The sequence below is a fragment of the Aliivibrio sp. SR45-2 genome, assembly GCF_963890165.1.
GTDB classification, from domain to species: Bacteria; Pseudomonadota; Gammaproteobacteria; order Enterobacterales; family Vibrionaceae; genus Aliivibrio; species Aliivibrio salmonicida.
Genome location: NZ_CAWPRC010000150.1, coordinates 1 through 24817, shown reverse-complemented (window position 1 = coordinate 24817; position 24817 = coordinate 1). Strand labels below are relative to the sequence as shown.

The window sequence follows — 24817 nt, the reverse complement described above, 5'->3', positions numbered from 1 at the left end:
TAGCTCGCATGTCTGACATGAAGCATGACGTTGATGCACTAGAAACTCAAGATTGGTTAGAAGCTCTTGAGTCAGTTGTACGTGAAGAGGGTGTTGAACGCGCCCAGTATCTATTAGAGCAAGTTCTTGATAAAGCTCGTTTAGATGGTGTTGATATGGCTACAGGTATCAATACAAACTACATCAATACCATCCCTGTAACGCAAGAACCTGCGTACCCTGGTGATGTTACTCTTGAGCGTCGTATCCGTTCAATTATTCGTTGGAACGCAATCATGATCGTTCTACGTGCTTCTAAGAAAGATTTGGATCTAGGCGGCCACATGGCGTCTTACCAATCTGCAGCAGCATTTTACGAAGTCTGTTTTAACCATTTCTTCCGTGCTCCAAATGAGACGGATGGTGGTGATTTAGTTTATTACCAAGGTCATATCTCTCCAGGTATCTATTCTCGTGCATTCGTTGAAGGTCGTTTAACGGAAGAGCAACTAGATAACTTCCGTCAAGAAGTTGATGGTAAAGGTATTCCTTCTTATCCACACCCTAAACTGATGCCTGAATTCTGGCAGTTCCCTACCGTATCGATGGGTCTTGGTCCTATTTCTGCTATCTATCAAGCGCGCTTCCTTAAGTACCTTGAAGGCCGTGGCATGAAAGAGACTGGCGCTCAGCGTGTATACGCTTTCTTAGGTGATGGTGAGATGGATGAGCCAGAATCACGCGGCGCGATTTCTTTCGCTGCTCGTGAAAAACTGGACAACCTATGTTTCCTAATTAACTGTAACCTACAGCGTCTAGATGGCCCTGTTATGGGTAACGGCAGCATCATCCAAGAACTAGAAGGCCTATTTAAAGGCGCTGGTTGGAATGTTGTTAAAGTTATTTGGGGCAGCAACTGGGATTCACTACTTGCTAAAGACACGACTGGTAAGCTTCTTCAGTTAATGAACGAAACTATCGATGGTGATTACCAAACATTCAAATCTAAAGATGGCGCTTACGTACGTGAGAACTTCTTTGGTAAATACCCTGAAACAGCAGCGCTTGTTGCTGATATGACTGATGACGAAATCTTCGCTCTTAAGCGTGGTGGTCATGATTCATCTAAACTGTTCGCTGCATTCAACAATGCAAAAGAAACTGGCGGTAAGCCAACAGTTATCCTAGCTAAAACCGTTAAAGGTTACGGCATGGGCGATGCAGCTGAAGGTAAGAACATTGCACACGGTGTTAAGAAAATGGACATGACTCATGTTCAACACCTACGTGATCGCTTAGGTCTAGAAGACATTCTTTCAGATGAGAAGATCAAAACGCTTCCTTATCTTACATTGGAAGAAGGTTCTGCTGAGTATAATTACTTACACGCTCGTCGTAATGCACTACACGGTTACACACCTAAGCGTCTACCTAAGTTCACTCAAGAATTTAAAGTCCCTGAACTAGATGCATTCTCTCCTCTATTAGGTGAGCAGAAGCGTGATATTTCTACCACAATGGCTTACGTGCGTATTCTTAATATCTTATTAAAAGATAAGAATATCGGTAAGAACATCGTACCTATCATCTGTGATGAAGCACGTACGTTTGGTATGGAAGGTCTGTTCCGTCAAGTTGGCATCTACAACCCACACGGTCAAGATTATACTCCTGAAGATAAGGGCATTGTTTCTTACTATAAAGAAGCTAAGTCAGGTCAAGTTCTTCAGGAAGGTATCAACGAACTAGGTTCAATGGCGTCTTGGGTTGCTGCTGCAACATCATACAGCACCAACGATCTACCAATGATCCCATTCTACATTTACTACTCAATGTTCGGTTTCCAACGTATTGGTGACATGGCATGGTTAGCGGGTGACCAACAAGCTCGTGGTTTCCTATTAGGTGCTACTGCTGGTCGTACAACGCTAAACGGTGAAGGTCTACAGCACGAAGATGGTCATTCTCACATCATGGCAAACACAGTTCCTAACTGTATTTCTTATGACCCAACGTTTGCTTACGAGTTAGCGGTAATCATGCAAGACGGTATTAGTCGCATGTACGGTGAGAACCAAGAGAACATTTATTACTACCTAACAGTAATGAATGAAAATTATGCAATGCCAGCAATGCCAGAAGGCGCTGAAGAAGGCATCCGTAAAGGTATCTACAAGCTTGAATCTTACACAGGTTCTAAAGCTAAAGTTCAGTTAATGAGCTCAGGTACTATTATGAACGAAGCTCGCAAAGCAGCTCAAATTTTGAGTGAAGAATATGGCGTAGCATCGGATGTTTTTGCGGTTACTTCATTCAATGAATTGACTCGTGACGGTCAAGCGGTAGAGCGTGACAACATGCTTCACCCTGAAGCTGAAACAAAAGTACCTTACATTACTCAAGTTCTTGGTAACGAACCTGCAATCGCAGTAACGGATTACATGAAGAACTACGCTGAGCAAGTACGTGCATTCGTTCCTGCTGAGTCTTACAAAGTACTTGGTACTGATGGTTTTGGTCGTTCAGACAGCCGTGAGAACTTACGTCGTCACTTCGAAGTTAATGCAGGCTACGTTGTAGTTGCTGCTCTAGCTGAACTTGTGAAACGTGGTGATATTGATAAATCTGTAGTTGCAGAAGCAATTGCTAAATTCAATATTGATACTGAAAAAACTAACCCGCTATACGCATAAGGTAGAAAACAATGACAATCGAAATTAATGTACCTGACATCGGTGCAGATGAGGTTGAAGTAACTGAGATTCTAGTTAAGGTCGGTGACCGAGTTGAAGAAGAGCAGTCACTGATCACTGTTGAAGGCGACAAAGCTTCAATGGAAGTTCCTGCGTCTCAAGCGGGTATCGTTAAAGAAATTAAAATTTCTGAAGGCGATTCAGTAACCACTGGTTCTCTAATTATGATCTTTGAAGCTGAGGGTGCTGTTGCACCTGTAGCTCCAGTCGTTGAAGCGGCTCCAGTAGCCGCTCCTGCTGCGGCATCTGTTGCTGAGCTTAAAGAAGTTCATGTTCCAGATATCGGCGGTGATGAAGTTGAAGTAACTGAAATCATGGTTTCTGTTGGCGATACAGTAGAAGAAGAGCAATCTCTTTTAACTGTTGAAGGCGACAAAGCGTCAATGGAAGTTCCTGCACCATTCGCTGGTACAGTTAAAGAAATCAAAATCGCTTCTGGTGATTCAGTGTCAACTGGTTCTTTAGTTATGATCTTTGAAGTGGCAGGTTCTGCTCCAGTAGCGGTTCCTCAAGCGGCAGCAGCACCAGTTGCAGCGGCTCCAGCAGCCTCTGCTGAAAAAGAAGTTCACGTTCCAGATATCGGCGGTGATGAAGTTGAAGTAACTGAAATCATGGTTGCTGTTGGCGATACAGTAGAAGAAGAGCAATCTCTAATTACTGTTGAAGGCGATAAAGCATCGATGGAAGTTCCAGCACCTTTTGCTGGTACTATCAAAGAGATTAAGATTGCAGCTGGCGATACAGTATCAACTGGCTCTCTAATCATGACATTTGTTGTTGAAGGCGCAGCACCAGTTGCAGCGCAAGCGACAGCAGCACCAGCAGCACCAGTTGCACAAGCAGCTCCTGCACCAGTTGCAGCGGCTTCTGCTCCAGCAGCTACGGGTGAATTTGAAGCAAACAACGAGTACGCACATGCGTCTCCAGTTGTTCGTCGTCTTGCTCGTGAGTTTGGTGTAAACCTTGCTAAAGTCAAAGGTACTGGCCGTAAAGACCGTATCCTAAAAGAAGACGTTCAAAGCTTTGTTAAAGATGCGCTTAAGCGTCTTGAATCTGGTGCTGTTGCATCAAGCAAAGGCGGTGACGGTTCAGCTCTTGGTTTACTTCCATGGCCAAAAATTGATTTCAGCAAGTTTGGTGACACAGAAGTTAAGAAACTTTCTAAGATTAAGAAAATTTCTGGTGCTAACCTGCACCGTAACTGGGTAATGATCCCGCACGTTACACAGTGGGATAACGCTGATATCACAGAGCTAGAAGCATTCCGTAAAGAACAGAATGCAATCGAAGCGAAAAATGATACAGGTATGAAGATCACGCCACTTGTGTTCATCATGAAAGCAGTTGCGAAAGCACTTGAAGCATTCCCATCGTTTAACTCTTCTTTATCTGATGATGGCGAAAGCATCATTCTTAAGAAGTACGTAAACGTAGGTATTGCCGTTGATACGCCAAACGGTCTTGTTGTTCCTGTCTTTAAAGACGTGAACAAAAAAGGCATTTACGAGCTATCTGAAGAGCTAATGGCTATTTCTAAGAAAGCACGTGCTGGTAAATTAATGGCTTCTGATATGCAAGGTGGTTGTTTCACAATCTCAAGCCTTGGCGGTATCGGTGGCACAGCATTTACTCCAATCGTAAATGCACCAGAAGTAGGTATCCTTGGGGTATCTAAGTCTGAAATCAAACCAGTATGGAATGGCAAAGAGTTCGCTCCTCGCCTACAGCTTCCTCTGTCTCTGTCTTATGATCACCGAGTGATTGATGGCGCAGAAGGTGCTCGTTTCATTACTTTCCTAAACAGTGCATTATCAGACATTCGTCGCCTAGTACTGTAATTAGCGGTAATTGAAATAAACAATAAGGTGGCAAATAAGCCGCCTTATTGCTTCATAAATTGGAGGGAAATCTTCAGTTTTTTTGAATTAAATTAAATACAATTTACGAATATTATTGTCTCTCTCTTAGAGTTGTCGTAACGTGAATTGTTGTCTAGCTCACAGGCTAACCCAATCTTGCTTTCACACTGTTAACATCTATGTAAAATAAAGTCAGTCTGAAAACAATAATAGAATATCGGTCAGCCTGTTAGGGAAATGACTATAACGAGGTCAAAATGAGCAAAGAAATTAAAGCACAAGTTGTCGTACTTGGTGCCGGCCCTGCTGGTTACTCTGCCGCATTCCGTTGTGCAGATTTAGGTTTAGAAACAGTTATCGTTGAACGTTACAACACGCTTGGTGGTGTATGTTTGAATGTGGGTTGTATCCCATCAAAAGCCTTGCTTCACGTAGCTAAAGTTATCGAAGAAGCAAAAGCGATGGCCGCTCACGGTATCGTATTTGGTGAACCTCAAACAGATATCGATAAGATCCGTCTGTGGAAAGAAAAAGTAGTAACACAACTAACTGGCGGTCTTGGCGGTATGGCTAAGATGCGTAAAGTAACGGTAGTTAATGGCTTTGGTAAATTTACTGGTGCTAATACTATTGAAGTGACTGCTGAAGATGGCAATACAACAATCAATTTTGATAATGCGATTGTTGCTGCTGGTTCTCGTCCAATTAAACTGCCATTCATCCCACATGAAGATCCACGTATTTGGGATTCAACGGATGCACTTGAGCTAAAAGAAGTACCTAAGAAACTGCTTATTATGGGCGGTGGTATTATTGGTCTAGAAATGGGTACAGTTTACCATGCTCTGGGTTCTCAAGTTGATGTTGTTGAGATGTTTGACCAGGTTATTCCTGCGGCAGATAAAGATATCGTTAAAGTTTATACTAAGCGTATCAAAAACAAGTTTAACCTAATGCTTGAAACGAAAGTGACAGCAGTTGAAGCGAAAGAAGATGGTATCTACGTTTCAATGGAAGGCAAAAAAGCACCAGCAGAAGCTGAGCGTTATGATGCTGTTCTTGTTGCAATCGGTCGTGTTCCAAACGGTAGTTTACTAGACGCTGAGAAAGCGGGTGTTGCTGTTGATGAACGTGGTTTCATTAATGTTGATAAGCAAATGCGTACTAACGTACCTCATATCCATGCTATTGGTGATATCGTAGGTCAACCTATGCTTGCTCACAAAGGTGTGCATGAAGGTCACGTAGCTGCTGAAGTTATTTCTGGTAAGAAGCACTACTTCGATCCTAAAGTAATTCCTTCAATTGCTTATACTGAACCAGAAGTCGCGTGGGTTGGTAAGACAGAGAAAGAAGCAAAAGCTGAAGGCATTAACTACGAAGCAGCAAGCTTCCCTTGGGCTGCATCAGGTCGTGCAATCGCTTCAGATTGTGCTGATGGTCTAACTAAGCTTCTTTTTGATAAAGACACTAACCGTGTTATCGGTGGTGCTATTGTTGGTACTAATGCTGGTGAGCTTCTTGGTGAAATTGGCCTTGCAATCGAAATGGGTTGTGATGCAGAAGATATCGCACTAACTATCCATGCTCACCCAACATTGCATGAATCAATTGGTATGGCTGCTGAAATCTATGAAGGTTCTATTACAGATCTTCCAAATGCAAAAGCAGTTAAGAGAAAAAAATAATTTTCTCTTAACCCAATAGAATTTAAATATAAAAAAACCGCTGACTAATCAGCGGTTTTTTATTATCTATTTCTTTAATTCTGAATATTATTTATAAATACACAGCATATTTAAGAAGCAGTTAGCCGTTTGTTCTAGTTCTTCATAAGAGCTATTACGGTTTGCTTGAATAAATACAGAGTAACAAATCCCATGAAGCATTTTAGCTAAGTTTTCAGGGGTATGATCATTACATACTTCGTTACGCTCAATCCCTTCAGCAAACATATCATGAATAACTTTTTGGTTATTCACTTGAGTGCTTAAGAAAAGAGGCCATACTTCTTCGCGAGTAGAGGTGCTCCATTCAAACCACACTTTAATCCACTTATTATCCACTTGAACTGTCTCTATGATGTTCACGAGTAAAGAGTGAAGATTAGAGCGTACATCTCGGTCTAATGAGATTGAATTTAGAATAAAGTTATGAAATTGTTGTTCAACTCGATTTAATACATCATCAACCAGATCTTCTCGGGTTGGGAAGTAATTAAATACCGTAGCAACAGATACTTGAGCAATTTCTGCTATATCTGCATGACCGCCACGACCAATACCACGTTGAGAAAAAACCTCAATCGCAATATCAAGTAGTTGTTCTTTTCGTTTCTCTGGAGATAGCCTAGTTCTCGGTCTTTTTTGGATCGTTTCCATTTTATTATATCCTTGCCAACAAATTATTATTTTTTATAGGGGTATTATTATTATTATTCTCAATAACTGTACATAAGGCTGTTTATATATTCAACAATTATTACGGGTCTCAATCAAATTTTTGACGGAGTTAAAGATTATTTTGGAAAATTACATACATTTGTCATATCAATTTTAACCTTTCGATAGCTATCGCAAAGCTTATAGATCTATTGAACGGCATATAATCTTAAAAACTTTTTATAATTGGCGGTATGTCGATTCTTATTTTGTTGTAAACTGTGTCTGTCTAAGTCCTACCGTTGGTGGGTTTAATGAATAAGTGAGATGGTATGAAACATACAGTAGAAGTTATGATCTCTGAACAAGAGGTTAATAAGCGCGTATTAGAGCTAGGAAAGCAAATTTCAGAACACTATAAAGAGTCTGAAGGGCTTGTTATGGTTGGTTTGTTACGTGGTTCATTTGTTTTTATGGCAGATTTAGCTCGTGCGATTGATACTCCAATGACTGTCGATTTTATGACGGCATCAAGCTATGGCAATAGTATGGAAAGCACACGAGATGTACGAATTCTTAAAGATCTTGATGATGATATTAAAGGAAAAGACGTATTATTAGTGGAAGATATTATTGATACTGGTAACACGTTGAGTAAAGTATGTGACATTCTTTCTATTCGTGAGCCGAACTCAATCGCAATTTGTACGTTACTTGATAAACCTTCTCGTCGTGAAGTTGAAGTTAAAGTAGATTGGCTTGGTTTCTCTATTCCTGATGAATTTGTTGTGGGTGTGGGGATTGATTACGCTCAAAAGTACCGTAACTTACCTTATATTGGTAAAGTTGTTCCTCAAGAATAACGTGAATCAAAAATAATAATTAAATAAAAAAGCCAAAGAAAATACTCTTTCTTTGGCTTTTTTATTGATGCTTCTATTACTTGCAGTGTGTAGATAAAAATAGGGTATTTAAGGAGATTAACTATATATTTATAGGATAAATGATGTTCTATTTATCTATTTCCATTAATTTATTTTGTTTTTTTTATACTGTTACTCAGTGCTTGATTAATAATTGTTAGTGGTTACAATTTAACCGTAAATAAGTTTTTACAACTCACCCATTTAAAGAATTAATTTTAGTTTAGGAGGCTCAATATTTTGGTATTTCATTCATTAAAACAACGTTGTGCTGATTTTATATTGTTTGCATCTGTAAACGATCGAAACTGGTAATTAATTCGTAATCTTTTTATAGGCTGCGATTATTGCGGCTATATAAAAAGGGATCCCATCTCTTCGTATTTTTTAGTCGTAATATATCTGCCTTATTTTGGAGAAATATTATGCGACATTCACTATATCTACATTTAGCTACGTTATTAATTAAAGCTGACTTTGCTCGAGAAGAGAGAGAATGGAAGCGGAAAGTACGTAAAGTTAGATATGAAATTCCATTTGGAAATGAGTATTTACTTAAAGACATCGGTTTACATTCTGATGGTCGTACTATTAATGATTTAGAGATCCCAACAATAAAAGCAGAACGCCAAATGCGTCACCTTCGTCGACTTGTTCGGTTGAAAATTACAACGTAATGATAACCAGAAGGAAATATCCTTCTGGTTTATTTAGTAATAACATAGCGTAAATCTTAAAAAAGAGCAGATTATCTGCTTTTTTTTGATTTATGCTTTATTAATAGGATTCGTTATAACGGCCATAGCGGCTTGGTAAGATATTTCTAAGGATTCTCTGCTGTGTCCTTTGACACCAAGATCATTTAAAACACCATCCCCCATACCATAGACGACACCATGAACATGAACTTCTTGGCCTCGTTCCCATGCATTTTGCATAATGGTAGAATTACCTACATTATAAACTTGTTCCGCTACATTTATTTCACATAATTTATCACCCCATTCTTCACGAGGAAGGAAGCCAAATAAAGTACGATGTTTTAAATATAAGTCTCTGATATGTAGTAGCCAATTATTGATTAAACCTAATTGAGGATTATCAATGGCGGCATTTACACCGCCACAGCCATAGTGGCCGCAAACAATTATATGTTTGACTTTTAATACATCGACCGCATATTGGAGTACAGACAAACAATTTAAATCTGTATGAATAACTTGGTTCGCTACATTACGGTGTACAAAAAGCTCACCTGAATGTAATCCGGTTAGGCGTTCTGCCGGTACTCGACTGTCAGAGCAGCCAATCCATAAATAATCTGGGTTTTGTCCTTCTTCTAATTGAATGAAGAATTCTGGATTTTCAGATTTTATTTTTTTAGACCATTTGCTGTTATTGGCAAAGAGTTCTTTTAATTCTGGCATGGTAAGTCCTTCTATTTATCCTGCTTTACTATACACAAGCTTTTGATTTATCAAATCCGATTTGTTGTAAATATTTCAATAAGAAGATAACAAAATATGAATGCATTAGAAATTACACAATTAACGAAGACGTATGCAGGTGGTGTTCAGGCCTTGAAAGGAGTCTCGTTAAACGTTGAAAAAGGCGATTTTTACGCATTACTTGGTCCAAACGGAGCGGGTAAGTCGACGACGATAGGAGTTATCAGCTCCCTTGTAAATAAAACATCAGGAAAGGTGAGTGTTTTTGGCTACGACATTGACACCCATTTAGTTCAAGCTAAGCAACAAATCGGTTTAGTTCCACAAGAATTTAACTTCAATCCGTTTGAAACCGTGAAACAAATTGTTATGCAACAGGCGGGTTATTATGGGGTGTCACGTGCTTTGGCAGCAGAAAGGGCTGAAATCTATTTATCTAAATTGGATTTATGGGAAAAGAGAAATGAACGTGCTCGCCATCTTTCTGGAGGAATGAAACGTCGCCTGATGATAGCAAGGGCATTAATGCATGAACCTCAGTTATTGATTTTAGATGAGCCTACGGCGGGCGTTGATATCGAATTACGTCGTTCTATGTGGGAGTTTCTAAAAGAAATTAATGAACAAGGAGTGACGATTATTTTAACCACTCACTACCTTGAGGAGGCTGAAATGTTATGTCGAAATATAGGGATCATCAATAAAGGCGAAGTCATTGAAAATACGTCAATGAAAGCATTATTGAATAAATTGCAAGTTGAAACGTTTATTTTAGATTTGGCTGAAGGCAGCCCTGAACCTATTCTGGAAGGGGCGAAGGTAACGAATGGCAAAGAGGGGTCAATTGAAGTTGAGATTGATAAGTCACAAGGTTTAAATTATTTATTTGAACAGTTAAATCACCAAGGAGTTAATGTGCTGTCTATGCGTAACAAGGCAAACCGATTAGAAGAGCTATTTGTTAGTATTGTTCGTAATGGAGATGCTAAGTAATGATGGATTTATATTGGACTGCATTTAAAAGTCTTATTTCGAAAGAGATAAAACGTTTTACTCGTATTTGGGTTCAAACGTTAGTTCCTCCAGCGATTACCATGACACTTTATTTTATTATTTTTGGTAATTTAATCGGTTCCCGTATTGGTGAAATGAGTGGTTTTAGTTACATGGAATACATTGTTCCTGGTTTAATTATGATGTCAGTGATTACTAACTCTTATTCAAATGTGGCTTCTTCATTTTTTAGTGCGAAGTTTCAAAAGAACATTGAAGAGCTTCTCGTTGCGCCTGTGCCTAACTATATCATTATTGCTGGTTTTGTCGGTGGTGGTGTCGTACGCGGGCTTCTCGTGGGTGCATTAGTTACCTTTGTCTCTTTGTTTTTTGTTGATATTCAAATTGCTCATATTGGCGTTATTGTTTTAACGGTTCTTATGACGTCGATTGTTTTTTCTCTTGGTGGTCTAATTAATGCTGTTTTTGCGCGAACTTTTGATGACATCAGTATTATTCCAACATTTATTCTAACGCCATTAACGTACTTGGGCGGCGTTTTTTACTCGATTAATTTATTGCCCGAATTCTGGCAAAGCGTATCTAAATTAAACCCAATTGTTTATATGGTAAACGCATTCCGTTATGGTTTTTTGGGAGTGTCAGATGTTGGTATTGGAGTGGCTTTTTCCGTACTGACGGGGCTTATTCTTGGTTTGTACGGTGTGGCTTGGTACTTAATATCAAAAGGTATTGGCTTAAGAAGTTAATTTAAGGGGAGATAAATGAAATAAAAAGGGCAGACGCTATAATAGCATCTGCCCTTTTTTGTGATTTAATAATAAGGAAGGGATTACTTTTCTTCTTCCTCTTCTTCCTCATTTGTGGCAGTTGTTAATTCAACAACGAGATTATCAATTAAACGTACTTGACCAAGAAAAGCGGCCATTAGGATAACGGCTTGTGTCGTCTCTTCTGTAGGCTCTTGCAGTGTTTTTGCATCACGAATAAAAATTTCATCGGGTTGTAAGTCTGCTGCACGCAGTTGATCACTTGCATCTTCAATTAATGATTCCTAATCATTACGCCCACGGCGCATTTGACTGCTTATCCAGCGCATAGTACGAGCGAGTACCGGTGAGCGTTGGCGTTCATTCAATGTAAGCAAGTTATTGCGAGAGCTCATTGCTAATCCATCCATTTCTCGAACGGTAGCAACACCAACGACATCAATATCCATGGCCATATCAATAACCATTTGACGAATTAGCGCTAATTGCTGGAAATCTTTTTCACCAAAACAAGCAACGTCAGGTTGAACGATATTAAATAGTTTTGCAACGACCGTCGATACACCTTTAAAGTGCCCAGGTCGAGACGCGCCTTCTAGAATCGTTGAAATTACAGGAACATCGACAACCGTCTGCTTATCTAAACCGTCGGGATACATGACTTCTGGCGTGGGAGCAAAAAGCATATCCACATTTTCAGAGGTTAGCTTTTCAATATCTTCATCCATTGTACGAGGGTAATTTGTTAAATCATCAACATTATTAAACTGCATTGGATTTACAAAAATACTAGCGACAATAATATCAGCATGTTCTCGGGCAGTTCGTACTAAAGTAAGATGGCCTTCATGCAAATTTCCCATCGTAGGAATAAAAGCAATACGCTTTCCTTCTCGTTTCCATGTTTTTATTTGCTCACGCAATGGTAAAATATCGGCAAAAATTTCCATTACGGTTCCTTAGTTAAACGTATGTTCAGCTGCAGGGAATACACCCAGCTCAACATCTTTAATATATTTGGTTACAGCGGTACGCATATCGCCAGTTTCAGCTAAGAAATTCTTAGAAAATTTAGGCATGTAGTTTGCTGAGATACCAAACATGTCATGCATTACTAAAATTTGACCATCAGTCACGTTACCAGCACCAATGCCAATCACGGGAACGGTACAAGCTTTCGTTATACGTTCAGCAAGCGAAGCGGGAACACATTCCAATAAGATAATTTGAGCGCCAGCTTTCTCAAGAGTCAGTGCGTCTTTTACCATTTGATTCGCTTTGGTTTCATCACGACCTTGAATTCTAAATCCACCAAAAATGTTGACAGATTGAGGGGTTAACCCAAGGTGAGCACAAACAGGTACCGCTCTTTCTGCAAGGAGTTTAATGGTTTCCGCTATCCATTCACCACCTTCGATTTTTACCATATTAGCGCCAGCTTGCATTAACTTAGCCGCGTTCTGACAGGCTTGTTCTGGAGTGGCGTAACTCATAAATGGCATATCAGCCATTAATAAGCTGTTTGGGCTACCAGCACGTACACAGCGTGTATGATAAGCGATCTCTTCGGTTGTTACAGGCAATGTATCGCTTTTACCTTGTAATACCATACCTAATGAATCACCGACTAATAAAACAGGCATATCTTGCTGTTCAAATAGTTGTGCGAAGCTAGCGTCATAAGCTGTGACTGTTGCAAATTTACGACCATCTTGCTTCCATTTCATTAGATCATGAATAGAGATTTTTTTCATAAAACATCCTTACGAGAAGCGATTACTTTTCCCAAACGGCTAGCCCATTCTTATCTACTGTTGCCAATAGTTGAGAAAGGGTTGAGCCATCAGGTAAAATTAAATCGTTATTAATTTCTGCGAGCGGGTAGAGAACAAATTCTCGTTCTCTCATTCCGTAGTGAGGTACGGTTAATCGCTCATTGTCGATCGTTTGATCGCCAAATAAAATAATGTCGAGATCAAGGGTTCTTGGTCCCCAGCGTTCATCTTTTCTTACTCGACCTCTTTCAAGTTCGATTTTCTGGGTAAGATCCAATAATGCTAAGGGAGACAGTGCTGTTTCTATTTCTACTACCGCATTAATATAGTCAGGTTGATCTTGAGGTCCCATAGGTGAGCTGCTATACAGTGATGATACCGCCGTCACTGTTGAGTCTGGTAATTGATGAAGAGCATCAATCGCCGCTTCTGCTTGGGCTACAGGGTCCCCTAGATTACTCCCTATGGCGATAATTACTTTGATCATGAATCGTTATTCGTTCTTTTTTTCTTACGATAAGGGCTACGACGTTTACGTGTACCGGTTGAACGGCCACCATGTAAGCCTTGAATCATGTTATTACGGTGTGGAACTGGTGCGTCCTGGAATTCAGTCCACCATTCAGCGAGTGCTTTTACATCACCACCTTCCACTTTTCCACGCATTTCAAGGAAATCATAAGCAGCACGGAATTTTTGTTGGTCAATAAGAATAAACGCACGTTTACCAGTACGACGAGGTAAACGGAGTTGTAATTGCCAAATATCACGAATAGTCGCGGTTAAGCGACGAGGGACCGCCGTGCTTTTTACTTGAATATCAAGCATGATATTAGATGCTTCCATAATGGATTCGTATTCATCAAGTTTGCTATTTTCGTTTTGAATTTCTTTTGCTTGAGCCGTTAATGGATACCATAACATTGCTGCAAACATGAATGCAGGGTTAACTCGTTGACCGCTATTTATACGGTTGTCTGTTGAATGTAATACAAGTTCGATCATTTGTTCCGTTTGACTGTTGCCTTCTTTTGTTAAAAATGGCGTAAGCGCGGGGAATAACTGTTGAAACAAGTTAAATTTACGCAGCATTAAATAGGTATTTAAGCCTTTTCCTGCTTGAAGCAGTTTAAGTGATTCTTCAAATAAACGAGCAGCAGGGATATCACGTAAAAGTGGGGACAATTCAACCATTGGTTCTGCGGTTTTATTGCAAATTGTCATGTCTAATTTTGCAGCAAAGCGTACCGCACGTAGCATTCGAACAGGATCTTCTCGATAACGAGTTTCAGGATCACCGATAAGACGTACGATACCATTTTTTAAATCTTCAATGCCATTGGCATAATCATGAATTGAGTAATCTGCAATGTTGTAATACATCGCATTAATCGTAAAGTCACGACGTTGGGCATCTTCTTCAACGGTGCCATAGACATTATCACGCAATAACATACCTTCTTTTGATTGAGAAGAGATGTTCTTTTTCTCTGATTCTTCTTCTTTATGGTGACCACGGAAAGTGGCAACCTCAATGACATCTCTGCCAAAAAGAATATGAGCAAGACGGAATCTACGGCCAATCAATCGGCAATTTCTAAATAGTTTTTTGATTTGCTCTGGAGTGGCATTGGTGGCGATATCAAAATCTTTAGGTTCTTGTCCTAGAATTATATCGCGCACACCTCCTCCTACTAGATAGGCGTCGTATCCAGCATTGCTTAGGCGGTAAAGAACTTTGAGTGCATTATCACTTAAGTCTTTACGTGAAATATTATGTTCTTGGCGTGTGATAACGTTCAGTTTCAAATCCTCTGTTGAGCAGATTTCACTGTTGTTTTTGAGTAAATTACGACAAAAACGGGCGACTTGATTAAAGATAATTTACCTCGATATTCAAGTGAGCAGTCAAAAATAGGCGCACATGATAGCTTAAATTGAAGAGCTTGAGAATGGGGTAGTGATCTCGAGCCCAGCAGGGAGCTGTTTTAGTTGCCAATTTTTGATTGCCCATTGAAAAATTTCATTCAATGTGGCTTGTTGTATATCCCTGGGTAAAACAAAACCTAAAAATACTAACGCTGCTAATAGTGTCGGTATTGGGTTGTTATTGTCTATTGCCGGGGCATGATTTTGTTTGGATAATTTTTTCCCTAAATTATCAACGGCCAGAGGTAAATGAAGGTAACTTACTTCTTTTATATTCAGTTGACGGTATAGTGAAATTTGACGTCCTGTTGGCTCTATTAAATCAGCGCCTCGAACCACCTCAGTAATGCCTTGTTCTATATCATCTAAAACAACCGCTAAATTATAAGCAAAAAGGCCATCACGGCGTTTGATTATAAAATCTTCTTTAGCGAGTTGTTGCGGTATATGAATCGTACCATGCTTTATGTCTTCAAATGCTTCTATGGGATGAGTCATAACAAGACGAACGGCAGAGTCTATTTTAGCGCATTGCTTATCCTTGCAATGACCAAGATAAAAACCACCGTCTTCTTTTATTCTTTTTCGAGAACATTGGCAATAGTAAGCTTGATTTTTTAGAAGTAATTCTTCGATTTTATTTTGGTAGATATGATGACGTTGGCTTTGGTAAATTACTTCATTATCCCATTCGAACCCAAAATCTTCGAGGGTTTGTAGAATAAGGGCAGAAGCGCCTTCTACTTCACGAGGGGGATCGAGGTCTTCAATACGAACTAACCATTGGCCCTGTTGGGACTTAGCTTGCAAGTAACTTCCTAATGCAGCGATAAGAGAGCCAAAATGCAATGGGCCAGAAGGTGATGGAGCAAATCGTCCTATGTACTGAGTGTTCATCATATTCTACTATTTAGACGTAAAAAAGGGAGCCAATGCTCCCTTTTTAATTACTTTATAGGTATTAACCTGCCATTTGCTTTTCTTTGATTTCTGCAAGTGTCTTACAGTCAATACAAAGGTCAGCAGTTGGACGTGCTTCTAAGCGACGAATACCAATTTCAACACCACAAGAATCACAGAATCCGAATTCTTCTTCTTCGATTTTGCTTAGTGTTTTTTCAATTTTTTTAATCAGGCGACGCTCGCGATCGCGATTACGTAGCTCTAAACTAAATTCTTCTTCTTGAGCGGCGCGATCTACTGGATCCGGGAAATTCGCTGCTTCATCTTTCATATGATTAACTGTGCGTTCAACTTCTTCCCTTAGTTGATTACGCCAAGCGTCTAGAATTTTAGTAAAATGTTCTACTTGTGCTGGGCCCATGTACTCTTCACCAGCTTTAGGCTGGTAAGGTTCTACACCTGCAATAGCTAGAATACCTAGCGTCTTTTTTGTATTGCTCTGTGGCATTACAGCTTCTCCTAAAAACATCTCTGACTCTCACTAGCCAAATGAGGGCGCTATCTATAACAGAAAGAAAAGGGGCAATCAAATATTGATTTCACCAATTGAGATCTAGTATCAAGAACGTAGCACTTTTCTTCAAAAGAATGTATTTATTGCCATTAAATGCAATTAAATACTAAAAGGTAGCTTGCGTACGATCTTCATCTCTGTTGGTGACATCTCTGCTTGGTAGCAAAGTACAGTGACCCCACTTTCTATCGCTTCTAATAATAAAGAATAATATTGTTGGTCTATATGGTGTGCGATAGAGACTTTTTCAATACCTGAATGCAAAACAGCAAAAAATAAAACGGCTTTTTGTCCATTTTGCGCTATTTCAGTCAGTTCTCTAAGGTGTTTTTGTCCTCTTGTTGTGACTGAGTCAGGAAAATAGCCTTGCCCAGATTCATCCAATAGAGTGACACTCTTCACTTCAATATAGCAGTCAGGCAGCATTTTTTCACTGAGTAAAATATCAATACGGCTATTTTCTGAACCATATTTTACTTCAGTTTTTAACTCTGCGTAATTAACTAACTCATCAATCTCTTTATTGATAATGGCTTCAACAACCAATTGATTTGCTCGGATGGTATTAACGCATATTGTGTGATTCTGTTCTGTGACGCTGAGCTCCCAACTGTTAGGGTATTTGCGCTTTAGGTTACTGGATGTTGAAAAAAACACCGTATTGCCTGGTTCTGCGCAGCCAGTCATCGCTCCAGTGTTCGCACAATGTATTGTTCGTTCACTTTTATCGGGTAACTTTATGTCTGTTAAAAAGCGTTTATAACGTTTTATTAATATTCCAGACTCTAATTTGGCTTCAAATTTCATTTAACTACTGTTTTTTTGTACAATGGTTTAATTCGAGATAATGCCATAAGGCGAGAACATTGTCACAGTTGCCGATTGAAAGAGTGATCCCATCACTGATTGATAAATTACGAACGCATTCACAAGTGATTTTAAAAGCATCGACGGGGGCGGGTAAGTCGACTCATTTACCTCTGATGTTATTAAAAGAGAATGTCATCACGGGTAAAATTATCATGCTAGAACCGAGACGATTGGCCGCGAGAAATATTGCGTCTTATTTAGCGTCTTTGTTAGGTGAGAAGGTGGGAGAGCAAATCGGATTTAGAGTTCGTGGTGAGACGAAAGTAAGTAATAAGACTCGACTTGAAATTGTGACTGAGGGGATTATGACTCGAATGATTCAATCTGACCCTGAATTATCCGGTGTTGGCCTATTAATCTTCGATGAATACCATGAACGTAGTTTACATGCAGACACGGCGCTGGCGTTTGCATTAGAAGTTCAAGAAGCCTTACGAGAGGATCTTAAGCTACTTGTTATGTCTGCAACATTGGAACATGACGCGTTAAAACAACTTTTACCACAAGCCTGTTATTTAGAATCTGATGGGCGAATGTTCCCGGTGACAACGCAATATCAACCTTTAAAAGTAAATCAAAGAATTGTTGAAGCCACTGAGTCTTCTATTCGTAAAATGTTAGATGAAGAAAAGGGATCTATTCTTGTTTTTCTTTCTGGTGCTGGTGAAATTAGACAATTAGAAGATAGGCTTAGAAATGTATCTTCAGATGTGATTGTTGCTCCACTTTATGGTCAGCTAGAACCGAAAAAACAATTACAAGCTTTGCAGCCTGCAGTGAATGGAAAGAGAAAGGTGGTATTGGCAACAAACATTGCTGAAACAAGTTTAACAATTGAAGGGATTAGAATTGTTATTGATAGTGGTTATGAGCGTACTGCTACGTTTGATGCGAAAACAGGTATTACTAAACTAGAACAAAAACGAATAGCTCAATCTTCTGCGGAACAACGAAAAGGAAGGGCAGGACGCTTAGAAGAAGGGATTTGCCTTCGCTTATACAGTGAATCTCAATACCAACAATTGGCGGTATCTCAAACGCCAGAGATTGAGTCTTCGGATTTATCTTCGCTTATCGTTGAGCTAACAAAATGGGGGGTGACAGATCCTCTTGACTTAATGTGGTTAACTCCACCGCCAGATTCAAATATGAATCAAGGAAAGGAATTGTTGTGCTTACTCGGGTTGATTGATCAACAAGGTAAATTGACATTAAAGGGAGAGCAAGCTCAACGACTGGGTATTGAACCTAGATTAGCGACGGTGTTATTACAAGCGAAGGCTTTGTCTAATGAGCACTTACAGACCGCATTACATATCTTACCGATTATTGAAGAGTCCGCTAAATCAATTAGATCGAATGATCTTTCCCTTCATCTTTCTGTTTTTATAGACGGAAAGTACCCAAAACAACATTACTATCAGCAAAGGGTCTCTCGTTTAGCCAAATTGATGGAAGTGGATGTTGATCTACATAACGTCTCCTTAGCGTTAATTGGTGAGACATTAGCGTGTGGTTTTCCTGATCGTATAGCGATAGAAAAGGGAGCCGTGGGTCATTTTCAATTATCTAATGGTCATGGAGTTCAAATTGATGAAATTGAATCTATTGCCCAGAGTGAACATTTGGTGGTGGTGGATTTATTAAAAGGAATGCAGAATCGCAGTCAGGTGTTTTTAGCGGCAAGTTTATCGAGAACATCATTAAATACCGTGTGTGCAAGTTGTATATTTGATGTTGAGCATGTGGATTGGGATGAAAAATCAGGGAGAATGATTGCAGAAAAGCGAACTTATTTAAATAAAATCCTTTTAAGCAAAGAGCGAATGTCTTCCCCTGATAAAAATAAGATAGCACATGCGTTATTATCGATGGTTAAGCGTAAAGGATTAGATTGCTTAGGCTGGAGCTCTACGACGTATTCATTGCTATTACGCTTACGTTGCATGGCACTGTGGATGCCAGAACATCCACTGCCTCCTACGAATGATGACGATTTATTAAGCCGACTTGATGAGTGGTTATTGCCGTTCATGAACGGTGTTAATAACGATAAACATTTGAAGTCGATTAATTTAAAAGATGCGTTAGAAGCCTACGTCGGGTGGGAAAACATTAAGTTGTTAAATGAGTATTTACCTACTCATTATGTCTTACCTACGGGCACTAAAGCAGCAATTGTGTATGATCCACAATATGAGCCTAAAATATCCGTTAGAATGCAAGAAGTGTATGGTGAAGCGGATTCTCCTTTATTAGCTCAAGGTAAAAAACGTTTAGTGATGGAGTTACTGTCTCCTGCTCAACGACCATTACAAACAACGAGTGACTTAGCTGGTTTTTGGGCTGGGTCTTATCGAGATGTTCAAAAAGAGATGAAAGGACGCTACCCAAGACATATTTGGCCTGATGATCCTGCATCCCATGCAGCAACAAAGAAAACAAAACGTCATTTTAATTAATTTTTTATTCTCTAATTTAAAAAGAACTCTCATGGTTGAAAAAAAGAAAACACCAGTAAAGGCTGCACCAAAAAAGCCGGTAGCAAAAAAGAAAACGCCAACAAAGCGTAAAGCGACGGCAAAAAAGAAAATACAGAATAAAAATTCGTTTTGGAAAGCTCTATTTATTCTTGGTTTGAAGTTAGGGTTAGTCGTACTCGCTGTTTTAGTTATCGCGGGTATTTATTTAGATACTGTGGTTAAAAATCGATTTGATGGTCAATTATTTAAATTGCCTACGGTTGTTTATAGTCGAGTATTGTCGTTATCTCCTGGGCAAAATATCAGTTTAAAATCCGTTAAAAGTGAATTGAATTTTTTAAAATACCAAAAAGTAGGGCAACCACAGCGACCTGGTGAATATTCATCATCATCAACAAAAATTGAATTGATCCGTCGACCTTTTGAATTCCAACAAGGTCCAGAACCCGATCGTCATGTCATGTTGTATTTCAATTCTGATGGTTTACAAAAAATAGTTAATTTGAGTGTGAAAAAGCAAATGGGCTTTTTACAAATAGAGCCTCAATTTTTAGGTATGCTAGATGCGGATGATGACCAACAACGTTTGTTTTTGCGTAGAGAGCAATTTCCAGAAGTTATGGTCGATGCGTTATTGGCAACAGAAGATCGTGATTTTTATCAACATGATGGCGTTTCTCCTTTAGCCATTGCAAGGGCGATGGTGGTAAATATTAAAGCAGGTAGAACAGTACAAGGCGGAAGTACCTTGACTCAACAACTTGCTAAAAACTTATTTTTATCAAGTGAGCGAACATTGTGGCGAAAAGTGAGAGAAGCCTACATCGCACTTATCTTGGATTATCGTTACAGTAAAGACCGTATATTAGAAGCGTATTTAAATGAGGTTTATTTAGGGCAAACAGGAGGCGAAGCGGTTCATGGCTTTGGTTTGGCTGCTCAAGTTTATTTTGGACGTCCAATTGAAGAGTTAAGAATTGATCAACTTGCTATGCTTGTTGGTATGGTGAAAGGACCTTCTTATTATAATCCGATGCGCTTCCCTGAAAGAGTAAAAGAGCGTCGAGATTTGGTATTACGTTTGATGATGCAAGAAGAGATCTTATCACCTCGTCAATATGAAATGGCAGCGACTCGTCCTTTGGATGTAAAAAAGAGAGCGACGATATCTACCCGCCAACCTGCGTACTTTCAGCAACTGAAATGGGAATTGAAAGAAAAAGCAGGGGAGGCGTATCAAAAAGGCGAAGGGCTACGAGTCTTTACTACACTTGACCCATTATCACAGCAAAAAGCAGAACAAGCGGTAGAACGAACGGTTCCTCAGCTAGAGAAGCGAGCAGGTAAGGGATTAGAGGCTGCAATGGTTGTGGTGGATCGTCAAAGTGGTGAAATTAGAGCGATGATTGGTGGTAGTCGAACGGGATTTGATGGATTTAATCGAGCGATTAATGCGAAGCGTCCTATTGGTTCGTTAGTAAAACCGGCTATTTATTTATCTGCCTTAGAAAGTCCTGAGAAGTTTTCATTGGCGAGTACGCTAGATGACAAACCGATCGAATTAAAAGGAAGCAAAGGAACTACGTGGACTCCGAGAAATTTTGATCGCAAATTCAGAGGGGAAGTCCCTCTTTATTATGCATTTTCGCGTTCGTTAAATGTGCCAACGGTCAACCTTGGCTTAATGGTTGGTTTAAATAAAGTAACAGATACCTTGGTCAAGCTTGGTATTGAAGCGAGTGAAATTAATCAGGTTCCTTCAATGTTATTGGGATCATTAAATTTATCTCCTTATCAAGTGGCTCAAATGTATCAAACATTAGGCAACGGTGGGCGAAAGTCACCTTTAACGGCACTTAAAGCCGTTGTGAATAGTGATGGAGAGTTACTTTATGAAAACTTCCCTCGATCTTCTCTGGTTGTCCAAGAACAAGCGGTTTGGTTAACTATCTATGGGATGAAGAAAGTCGTTAGTGAAGGAACGGCAAGATTCTTAAACAGTAAATACAATTGGGCCACTCTAGCGGGTAAAACAGGTACCAGTAATGACTCTAGAGACAGCTGGTATGCAGGGATTGATGGAAGAGAAGTCGCGATCACATGGCTTGGAAGAGATGACAATAAGCCGATGAAGTTGACTGGTTCTAGTGGGGCATTAAGGGTGTACGCAGATTATCTTAGCTTAAGAACGCCAGAAGCTTATCAATTACCTTGGCCTAAAGAAGTGACAACGGCCAGATTTGACTTAGAAAGTAATAAAACATTAGAGCCGGATTGTTCTGGAAGCGTTAAGTTACCTATCTGGGATAAGAGTGGGCAATATAAAATTGAATGTGAGAAGAAAAACAGTCCTGCTAGATGGTTAACTGATATTTTTGGGTTGTAAGTCTTAGTTAATCGAGATTAATGATGGTTTTCAAGAGATGTAATAATTGCGAATGAAGCCTGTGTTTGATGTTGTATTTTAAGTGCTATGTTTAATGAAACGTTATAAAAACAGGCATTCAGTGTATATTTTCATCAAACGAACTTTTTTTCGCAATTATTAGTTGACCTAGAAGCCAAAAAGCCGTCTAATACATCTCGTTGCCCGGATAGCTCAGTCGGTAGAGCAGAGGATTGAAAATCCTCGTGTCGGTGGTTCGATTCCGCCTCCGGGCACCATATTATATTGTTGGTGCTTAAATTTAATTAAACACGAGCAATTAAAAAATTAGTGTGCCGACTTAGCTCAGTAGGTAGAGCAACTGACTTGTAATCAGTAGGTCACCAGTTCGACTCCGGTAGTCGGCACCATTAATTCTCTTTATGAGACGCAATACCTATTCCCTTTTAGTTCAGTTGGTAGAACGCCGGACTGTTAATCCGTATGTCGCTGGTTCAAGTCCAGCAAAGGGAGCCACTTTTAAAGCCTCGTCAGAAATGACGAGGCTTTTTTCGTTTCTGTTTTATACATAGAAAGTATCTACCTTTTTAATAAAGTATCCAGATATAAAAATGGCACACCTGCGAGGTATGCCATTTTTTGTTTGAGTCAGTTATATATTATCCTTTAACTCGAAACTTGTTTAACCATGTTTCTAAATCATCAGCTAATTCTGTTAATGTTTGAGTACTTTCTTTGCTGTCTGCGACAACTCTTGCTAGTTGCTGTCCGCTTTCTTCAATAATATTAACGCGTTGAGTTATATCTTCACTAACATGCTTTTGTTCTTCAGAGGCGTTTGCAATTTGATGACTCATACTTGATATAGATTCAAGAGCAGTGACTATTTGCTGTAATGCATCAGAAGCATTTTTAGATTCAGCAACAGTACTTTGACTTGTTTCAGCACAAATTGTCATTGTTGATATGGCATTCTGTGAACCTTCTTGAAGGTTAGAGATCATTTGCTGTATTTCTTTAGTACTGCCTTGTGTTCGTCCTGCAAGATTACGAACTTCGTCAGCAACAACAGCAAAACCACGGCCTTGTTCACCTGCTCGAGCTGCTTCAATTGCGGCATTTAGTGCTAATAGATTGGTTTGTTCCGCGATGTCACCAATGACATCAAGCACTTTAACTATACTATTAACTTCATTATCTAATTCAGCAACGGCGGTACTTGCAGTGTTTAATTGATCTGCTAACCCTTCTATATTAGAAACGGTCGCATTAATTAATTCTTGAGTTCGAAGACTTTGCTTATCAGCTTCATCGGTATTGATTGCGGTTTGTTGTGCTGATTCAGCTACATTGTTTGCAGAAGAGGCCATTTCAGTTATAGCTGTTGCAATCATTTCTGTTGATTGGTGTTGGTTCTCTGTTAGTTGACTAACAGTGCCTGCCCTTGAGTGGACATCCGACAGTTCTGACTTTAATGCCAACATTGATTGAGTTAAGTGTTGAACAAGATCTGCTAAAGAAATATTCATCGTTTGTACTGCTTGATAAATACTGCCTTCAGGTGCTTTTATTTCAAATTGAGTTACGATCTCTCCTGCGGCTACTGTTTGAATAGCGGCATGGACATCTTTAGGTTCACCACCAAGTAAAGCTAGCATACGTTTAATTGAAATCATTAAAATACTAAATATTAAACTAGCAATAATAAAGGCAAGTCCAAACTGCCATTGAGCGGTAGACCAAAAACGAGTATTTACTTCTGTTTCTCCGATCCCTGTACCTACTACCCAATTCCAGTCTGTTGTTTTTTCTGCGATAGATAATTTTTTATCAATGCTGCCATCTGGCATTTTCAAAGACCAGGTATATTCAGCGATTCCATTTGGATTTTGAGAAATGGCATTATCTAAGATTTGACCTACGCTACGACCTTCACTGTCTCTAAATTCATGAAAACTGGTTCCATGGAGTTGAGGATCAAGCGGAGCAGCTAGAAACATTAAACTTTCATCAGCAACGTAAACGTATTCATTATCTTTATAAATATTATTTCGCAGGATAGTAATCGTTAGTTCTTTTGCTTTCTCTTCATCGATCTTACCTTCTCTTACCATATCTTCCATATTGGCAATTAAATTATAAGTTGTTTGAAAAAGCTCAGTAACTCGTGCTTTATTATCAATGGTACTTGCAACTCGCAAGGTCCATAGCCCAGTAGCTGTCATTATAATCAGTGAAAATAAAATAATAGTTGCGAGAACATAAGATTGTGTTTTTAGCTTCATGCTGTTGATCCTAATTTTGATGATTATCCTTAACTTGCTATATCGACCAAAAGAGAAATAAGTTTAAGGAATGAATGGCTTTGGTTTTTCAGCTCAATCTTATATAACACTTTGTTGGTATCTAATTAGATCTAAATCATAGAAGGTGGTCATTACGGTATACTTAGAGAGTTAATTAATAACTATGTGATTTGAGTATTTAATCGATAAAAGTTCATAATCTGAGCGTTAAGCTGTATTAATGTGCATCTAAGGTGGATTATTACGCACTTAAATTGAAAATTAATAATAATCACATAAAAGGCTTGCCAATGTGATCGAACTCTCTATAATGCGACCTCACTGACACGGAGAGCCCATCCCATAAGGGATTCGCAATCAGGTTAGTCAGGATGGTTTAGAAATTAAGTTTCGAATAAGTGCTTGACACTGAGGCTTAAAACGATAAAATGACCGTCCTCTTCACAGAAAAGCGAAAACGCTTT

The 24817-nt window shown here is 39.3% G+C and carries 18 protein-coding genes, 3 tRNA genes and 1 pseudogene; 12 read left to right on the top strand and 10 right to left on the bottom strand.

Features of this window, described 5'->3' with window-relative positions:
- Positions 1 to 8 precede the first annotated feature (8 nt).
- The 3 genes from aceE (at position 9) to lpdA (ending at position 6279) form a co-directional block, all read left to right on the top strand.
- Positions 9 to 2672 (top strand): pyruvate dehydrogenase (acetyl-transferring), homodimeric type, encoded by a 2664-nt coding sequence (aceE, locus tag AACV33_RS09030; protein WP_182699229.1) that lies wholly within the window; start codon positions 9 to 11, stop codon positions 2670 to 2672.
- A gap of 11 nt (positions 2673 to 2683) precedes the next feature.
- Positions 2684 to 4570 carry a pyruvate dehydrogenase complex dihydrolipoyllysine-residue acetyltransferase gene (gene aceF, locus AACV33_RS09025; RefSeq protein WP_182699228.1) on the top strand — a complete coding sequence of 629 codons (1887 nt, stop codon included), beginning with the start codon at positions 2684 to 2686 and terminating at the stop codon, positions 4568 to 4570.
- 278 nt (positions 4571 to 4848) lie between these two features.
- Positions 4849 to 6279: a dihydrolipoyl dehydrogenase gene (gene lpdA, locus AACV33_RS09020; protein ID WP_182699227.1), complete on the top strand. Its 1431-nt coding sequence runs from the start codon at positions 4849 to 4851 to the stop codon at positions 6277 to 6279.
- Positions 6280 to 6366: 87 nt separating this feature from the next.
- On the opposite strand, the gene AACV33_RS09015 is transcribed toward lpdA, so the two are convergent.
- Entirely contained in the window at positions 6367 to 6972 is a 606-nt protein-coding gene (locus AACV33_RS09015) for a TetR/AcrR family transcriptional regulator (protein ID WP_017022656.1), read from the bottom strand.
- 332 nt (positions 6973 to 7304) lie between these two features.
- On the opposite strand from AACV33_RS09015, the gene hpt reads away from it, so the two are divergent.
- Together hpt and AACV33_RS09005 are read left to right on the top strand one after the other, a co-directional pair.
- Positions 7305 to 7835: a hypoxanthine phosphoribosyltransferase gene (gene hpt / locus AACV33_RS09010; RefSeq protein WP_012551078.1), complete on the top strand. Its 531-nt coding sequence runs from the start codon at positions 7305 to 7307 to the stop codon at positions 7833 to 7835.
- A 485-nt stretch (positions 7836 to 8320) separates the two neighbouring features.
- Complete coding sequence (locus AACV33_RS09005) at positions 8321 to 8572, top strand: DUF1127 domain-containing protein (RefSeq protein ID WP_182699226.1); 252 nt, start codon at positions 8321 to 8323, stop codon at positions 8570 to 8572.
- Between the two features lie 90 nt (positions 8573 to 8662).
- Here AACV33_RS09005 and can read toward each other — a convergent pair whose 3' ends face one another.
- Positions 8663 to 9322, bottom strand: coding sequence for a carbonate dehydratase (can, locus tag AACV33_RS09000; RefSeq protein ID WP_017022657.1), 660 nt, complete (start codon positions 9320 to 9322; stop codon positions 8663 to 8665).
- A gap of 96 nt (positions 9323 to 9418) precedes the next feature.
- On the opposite strand from can, the gene AACV33_RS08995 reads away from it, so the two are divergent.
- Together AACV33_RS08995 and AACV33_RS08990 are read left to right on the top strand one after the other, a co-directional pair.
- Positions 9419 to 10336 carry an ABC transporter ATP-binding protein gene (locus tag AACV33_RS08995; protein ID WP_023604201.1) on the top strand — a complete coding sequence of 306 codons (918 nt, stop codon included), beginning with the start codon at positions 9419 to 9421 and terminating at the stop codon, positions 10334 to 10336.
- Complete coding sequence (locus AACV33_RS08990; RefSeq protein WP_182699225.1) at positions 10336 to 11106, top strand: ABC transporter permease; 771 nt, start codon at positions 10336 to 10338, stop codon at positions 11104 to 11106. The genes AACV33_RS08995 and AACV33_RS08990 overlap by 1 nt, the downstream gene beginning before the upstream one ends.
- An 83-nt stretch (positions 11107 to 11189) precedes the next feature.
- Here AACV33_RS08990 and panC read toward each other — a convergent pair.
- The 7 genes and pseudogenes from panC to sfsA all read right to left on the bottom strand — a co-directional run bounded on the left by panC (position 11190) and on the right by sfsA (position 17115).
- A pseudogene (panC, locus tag AACV33_RS08985) lies at positions 11190 to 12077 on the bottom strand (pantoate--beta-alanine ligase).
- Positions 12078 to 12086: 9 nt separating this feature from the next.
- A complete protein-coding gene (gene panB / locus AACV33_RS08980; RefSeq protein WP_012551071.1) occupies positions 12087 to 12881 on the bottom strand; it encodes a 3-methyl-2-oxobutanoate hydroxymethyltransferase in 795 nt (264 codons plus the stop codon).
- A 22-nt stretch (positions 12882 to 12903) separates the two neighbouring features.
- Positions 12904 to 13389 carry a 2-amino-4-hydroxy-6-hydroxymethyldihydropteridine diphosphokinase gene (gene folK, locus AACV33_RS08975; RefSeq protein ID WP_182699224.1) on the bottom strand — a complete coding sequence of 162 codons (486 nt, stop codon included), beginning with the start codon at positions 13387 to 13389 and terminating at the stop codon, positions 12904 to 12906.
- Positions 13386 to 14729: a polynucleotide adenylyltransferase PcnB gene (pcnB, locus tag AACV33_RS08970; RefSeq protein ID WP_026469783.1), complete on the bottom strand. Its 1344-nt coding sequence runs from the start codon at positions 14727 to 14729 to the stop codon at positions 13386 to 13388. The genes folK and pcnB overlap by 4 nt, the downstream gene beginning before the upstream one ends.
- A 105-nt stretch (positions 14730 to 14834) precedes the next feature.
- Positions 14835 to 15728 (bottom strand): tRNA glutamyl-Q(34) synthetase GluQRS, encoded by an 894-nt coding sequence (gene gluQRS / locus AACV33_RS08965; protein WP_023604205.1) that lies wholly within the window; start codon positions 15726 to 15728, stop codon positions 14835 to 14837.
- 64 nt (positions 15729 to 15792) lie between these two features.
- Complete coding sequence (gene dksA / locus AACV33_RS08960) at positions 15793 to 16242, bottom strand: RNA polymerase-binding protein DksA (protein WP_023604206.1); 450 nt, start codon at positions 16240 to 16242, stop codon at positions 15793 to 15795.
- Positions 16243 to 16407: 165 nt separating this feature from the next.
- Positions 16408 to 17115 (bottom strand): DNA/RNA nuclease SfsA, encoded by a 708-nt coding sequence (gene sfsA, locus AACV33_RS08955; protein ID WP_023604207.1) that lies wholly within the window; start codon positions 17113 to 17115, stop codon positions 16408 to 16410.
- Between the two features lie 59 nt (positions 17116 to 17174).
- Here sfsA and hrpB point away from each other — a divergent pair, with 59 nt between their 5' ends.
- From hrpB to AACV33_RS08930, 5 genes are all read left to right on the top strand, one after another.
- Positions 17175 to 19640, top strand: a complete 2466-nt coding sequence (gene hrpB, locus AACV33_RS08950) for an ATP-dependent helicase HrpB (RefSeq protein ID WP_182699223.1) — start codon at positions 17175 to 17177, stop codon at positions 19638 to 19640.
- Positions 19641 to 19671: 31 nt separating this feature from the next.
- Complete coding sequence (gene mrcB / locus AACV33_RS08945; RefSeq protein ID WP_182699222.1) at positions 19672 to 22047, top strand: penicillin-binding protein 1B; 2376 nt, start codon at positions 19672 to 19674, stop codon at positions 22045 to 22047.
- Between the two features lie 202 nt (positions 22048 to 22249).
- A tRNA-Phe gene (locus tag AACV33_RS08940) sits at positions 22250 to 22325 on the top strand.
- Positions 22326 to 22381: 56 nt separating this feature from the next.
- Positions 22382 to 22457: transfer RNA gene (locus AACV33_RS08935), tRNA-Thr, on the top strand.
- A 30-nt stretch (positions 22458 to 22487) separates the two neighbouring features.
- Positions 22488 to 22563, top strand: a tRNA-Asn gene (locus tag AACV33_RS08930).
- Positions 22564 to 22706: 143 nt separating this feature from the next.
- On the opposite strand, the gene AACV33_RS08925 is transcribed toward AACV33_RS08930, so the two are convergent.
- Positions 22707 to 24332, bottom strand: a complete 1626-nt coding sequence (locus tag AACV33_RS08925; RefSeq protein WP_182699221.1) for a methyl-accepting chemotaxis protein — start codon at positions 24330 to 24332, stop codon at positions 22707 to 22709.
- Between the last annotated feature and the right edge of the window lie 485 nt (positions 24333 to 24817).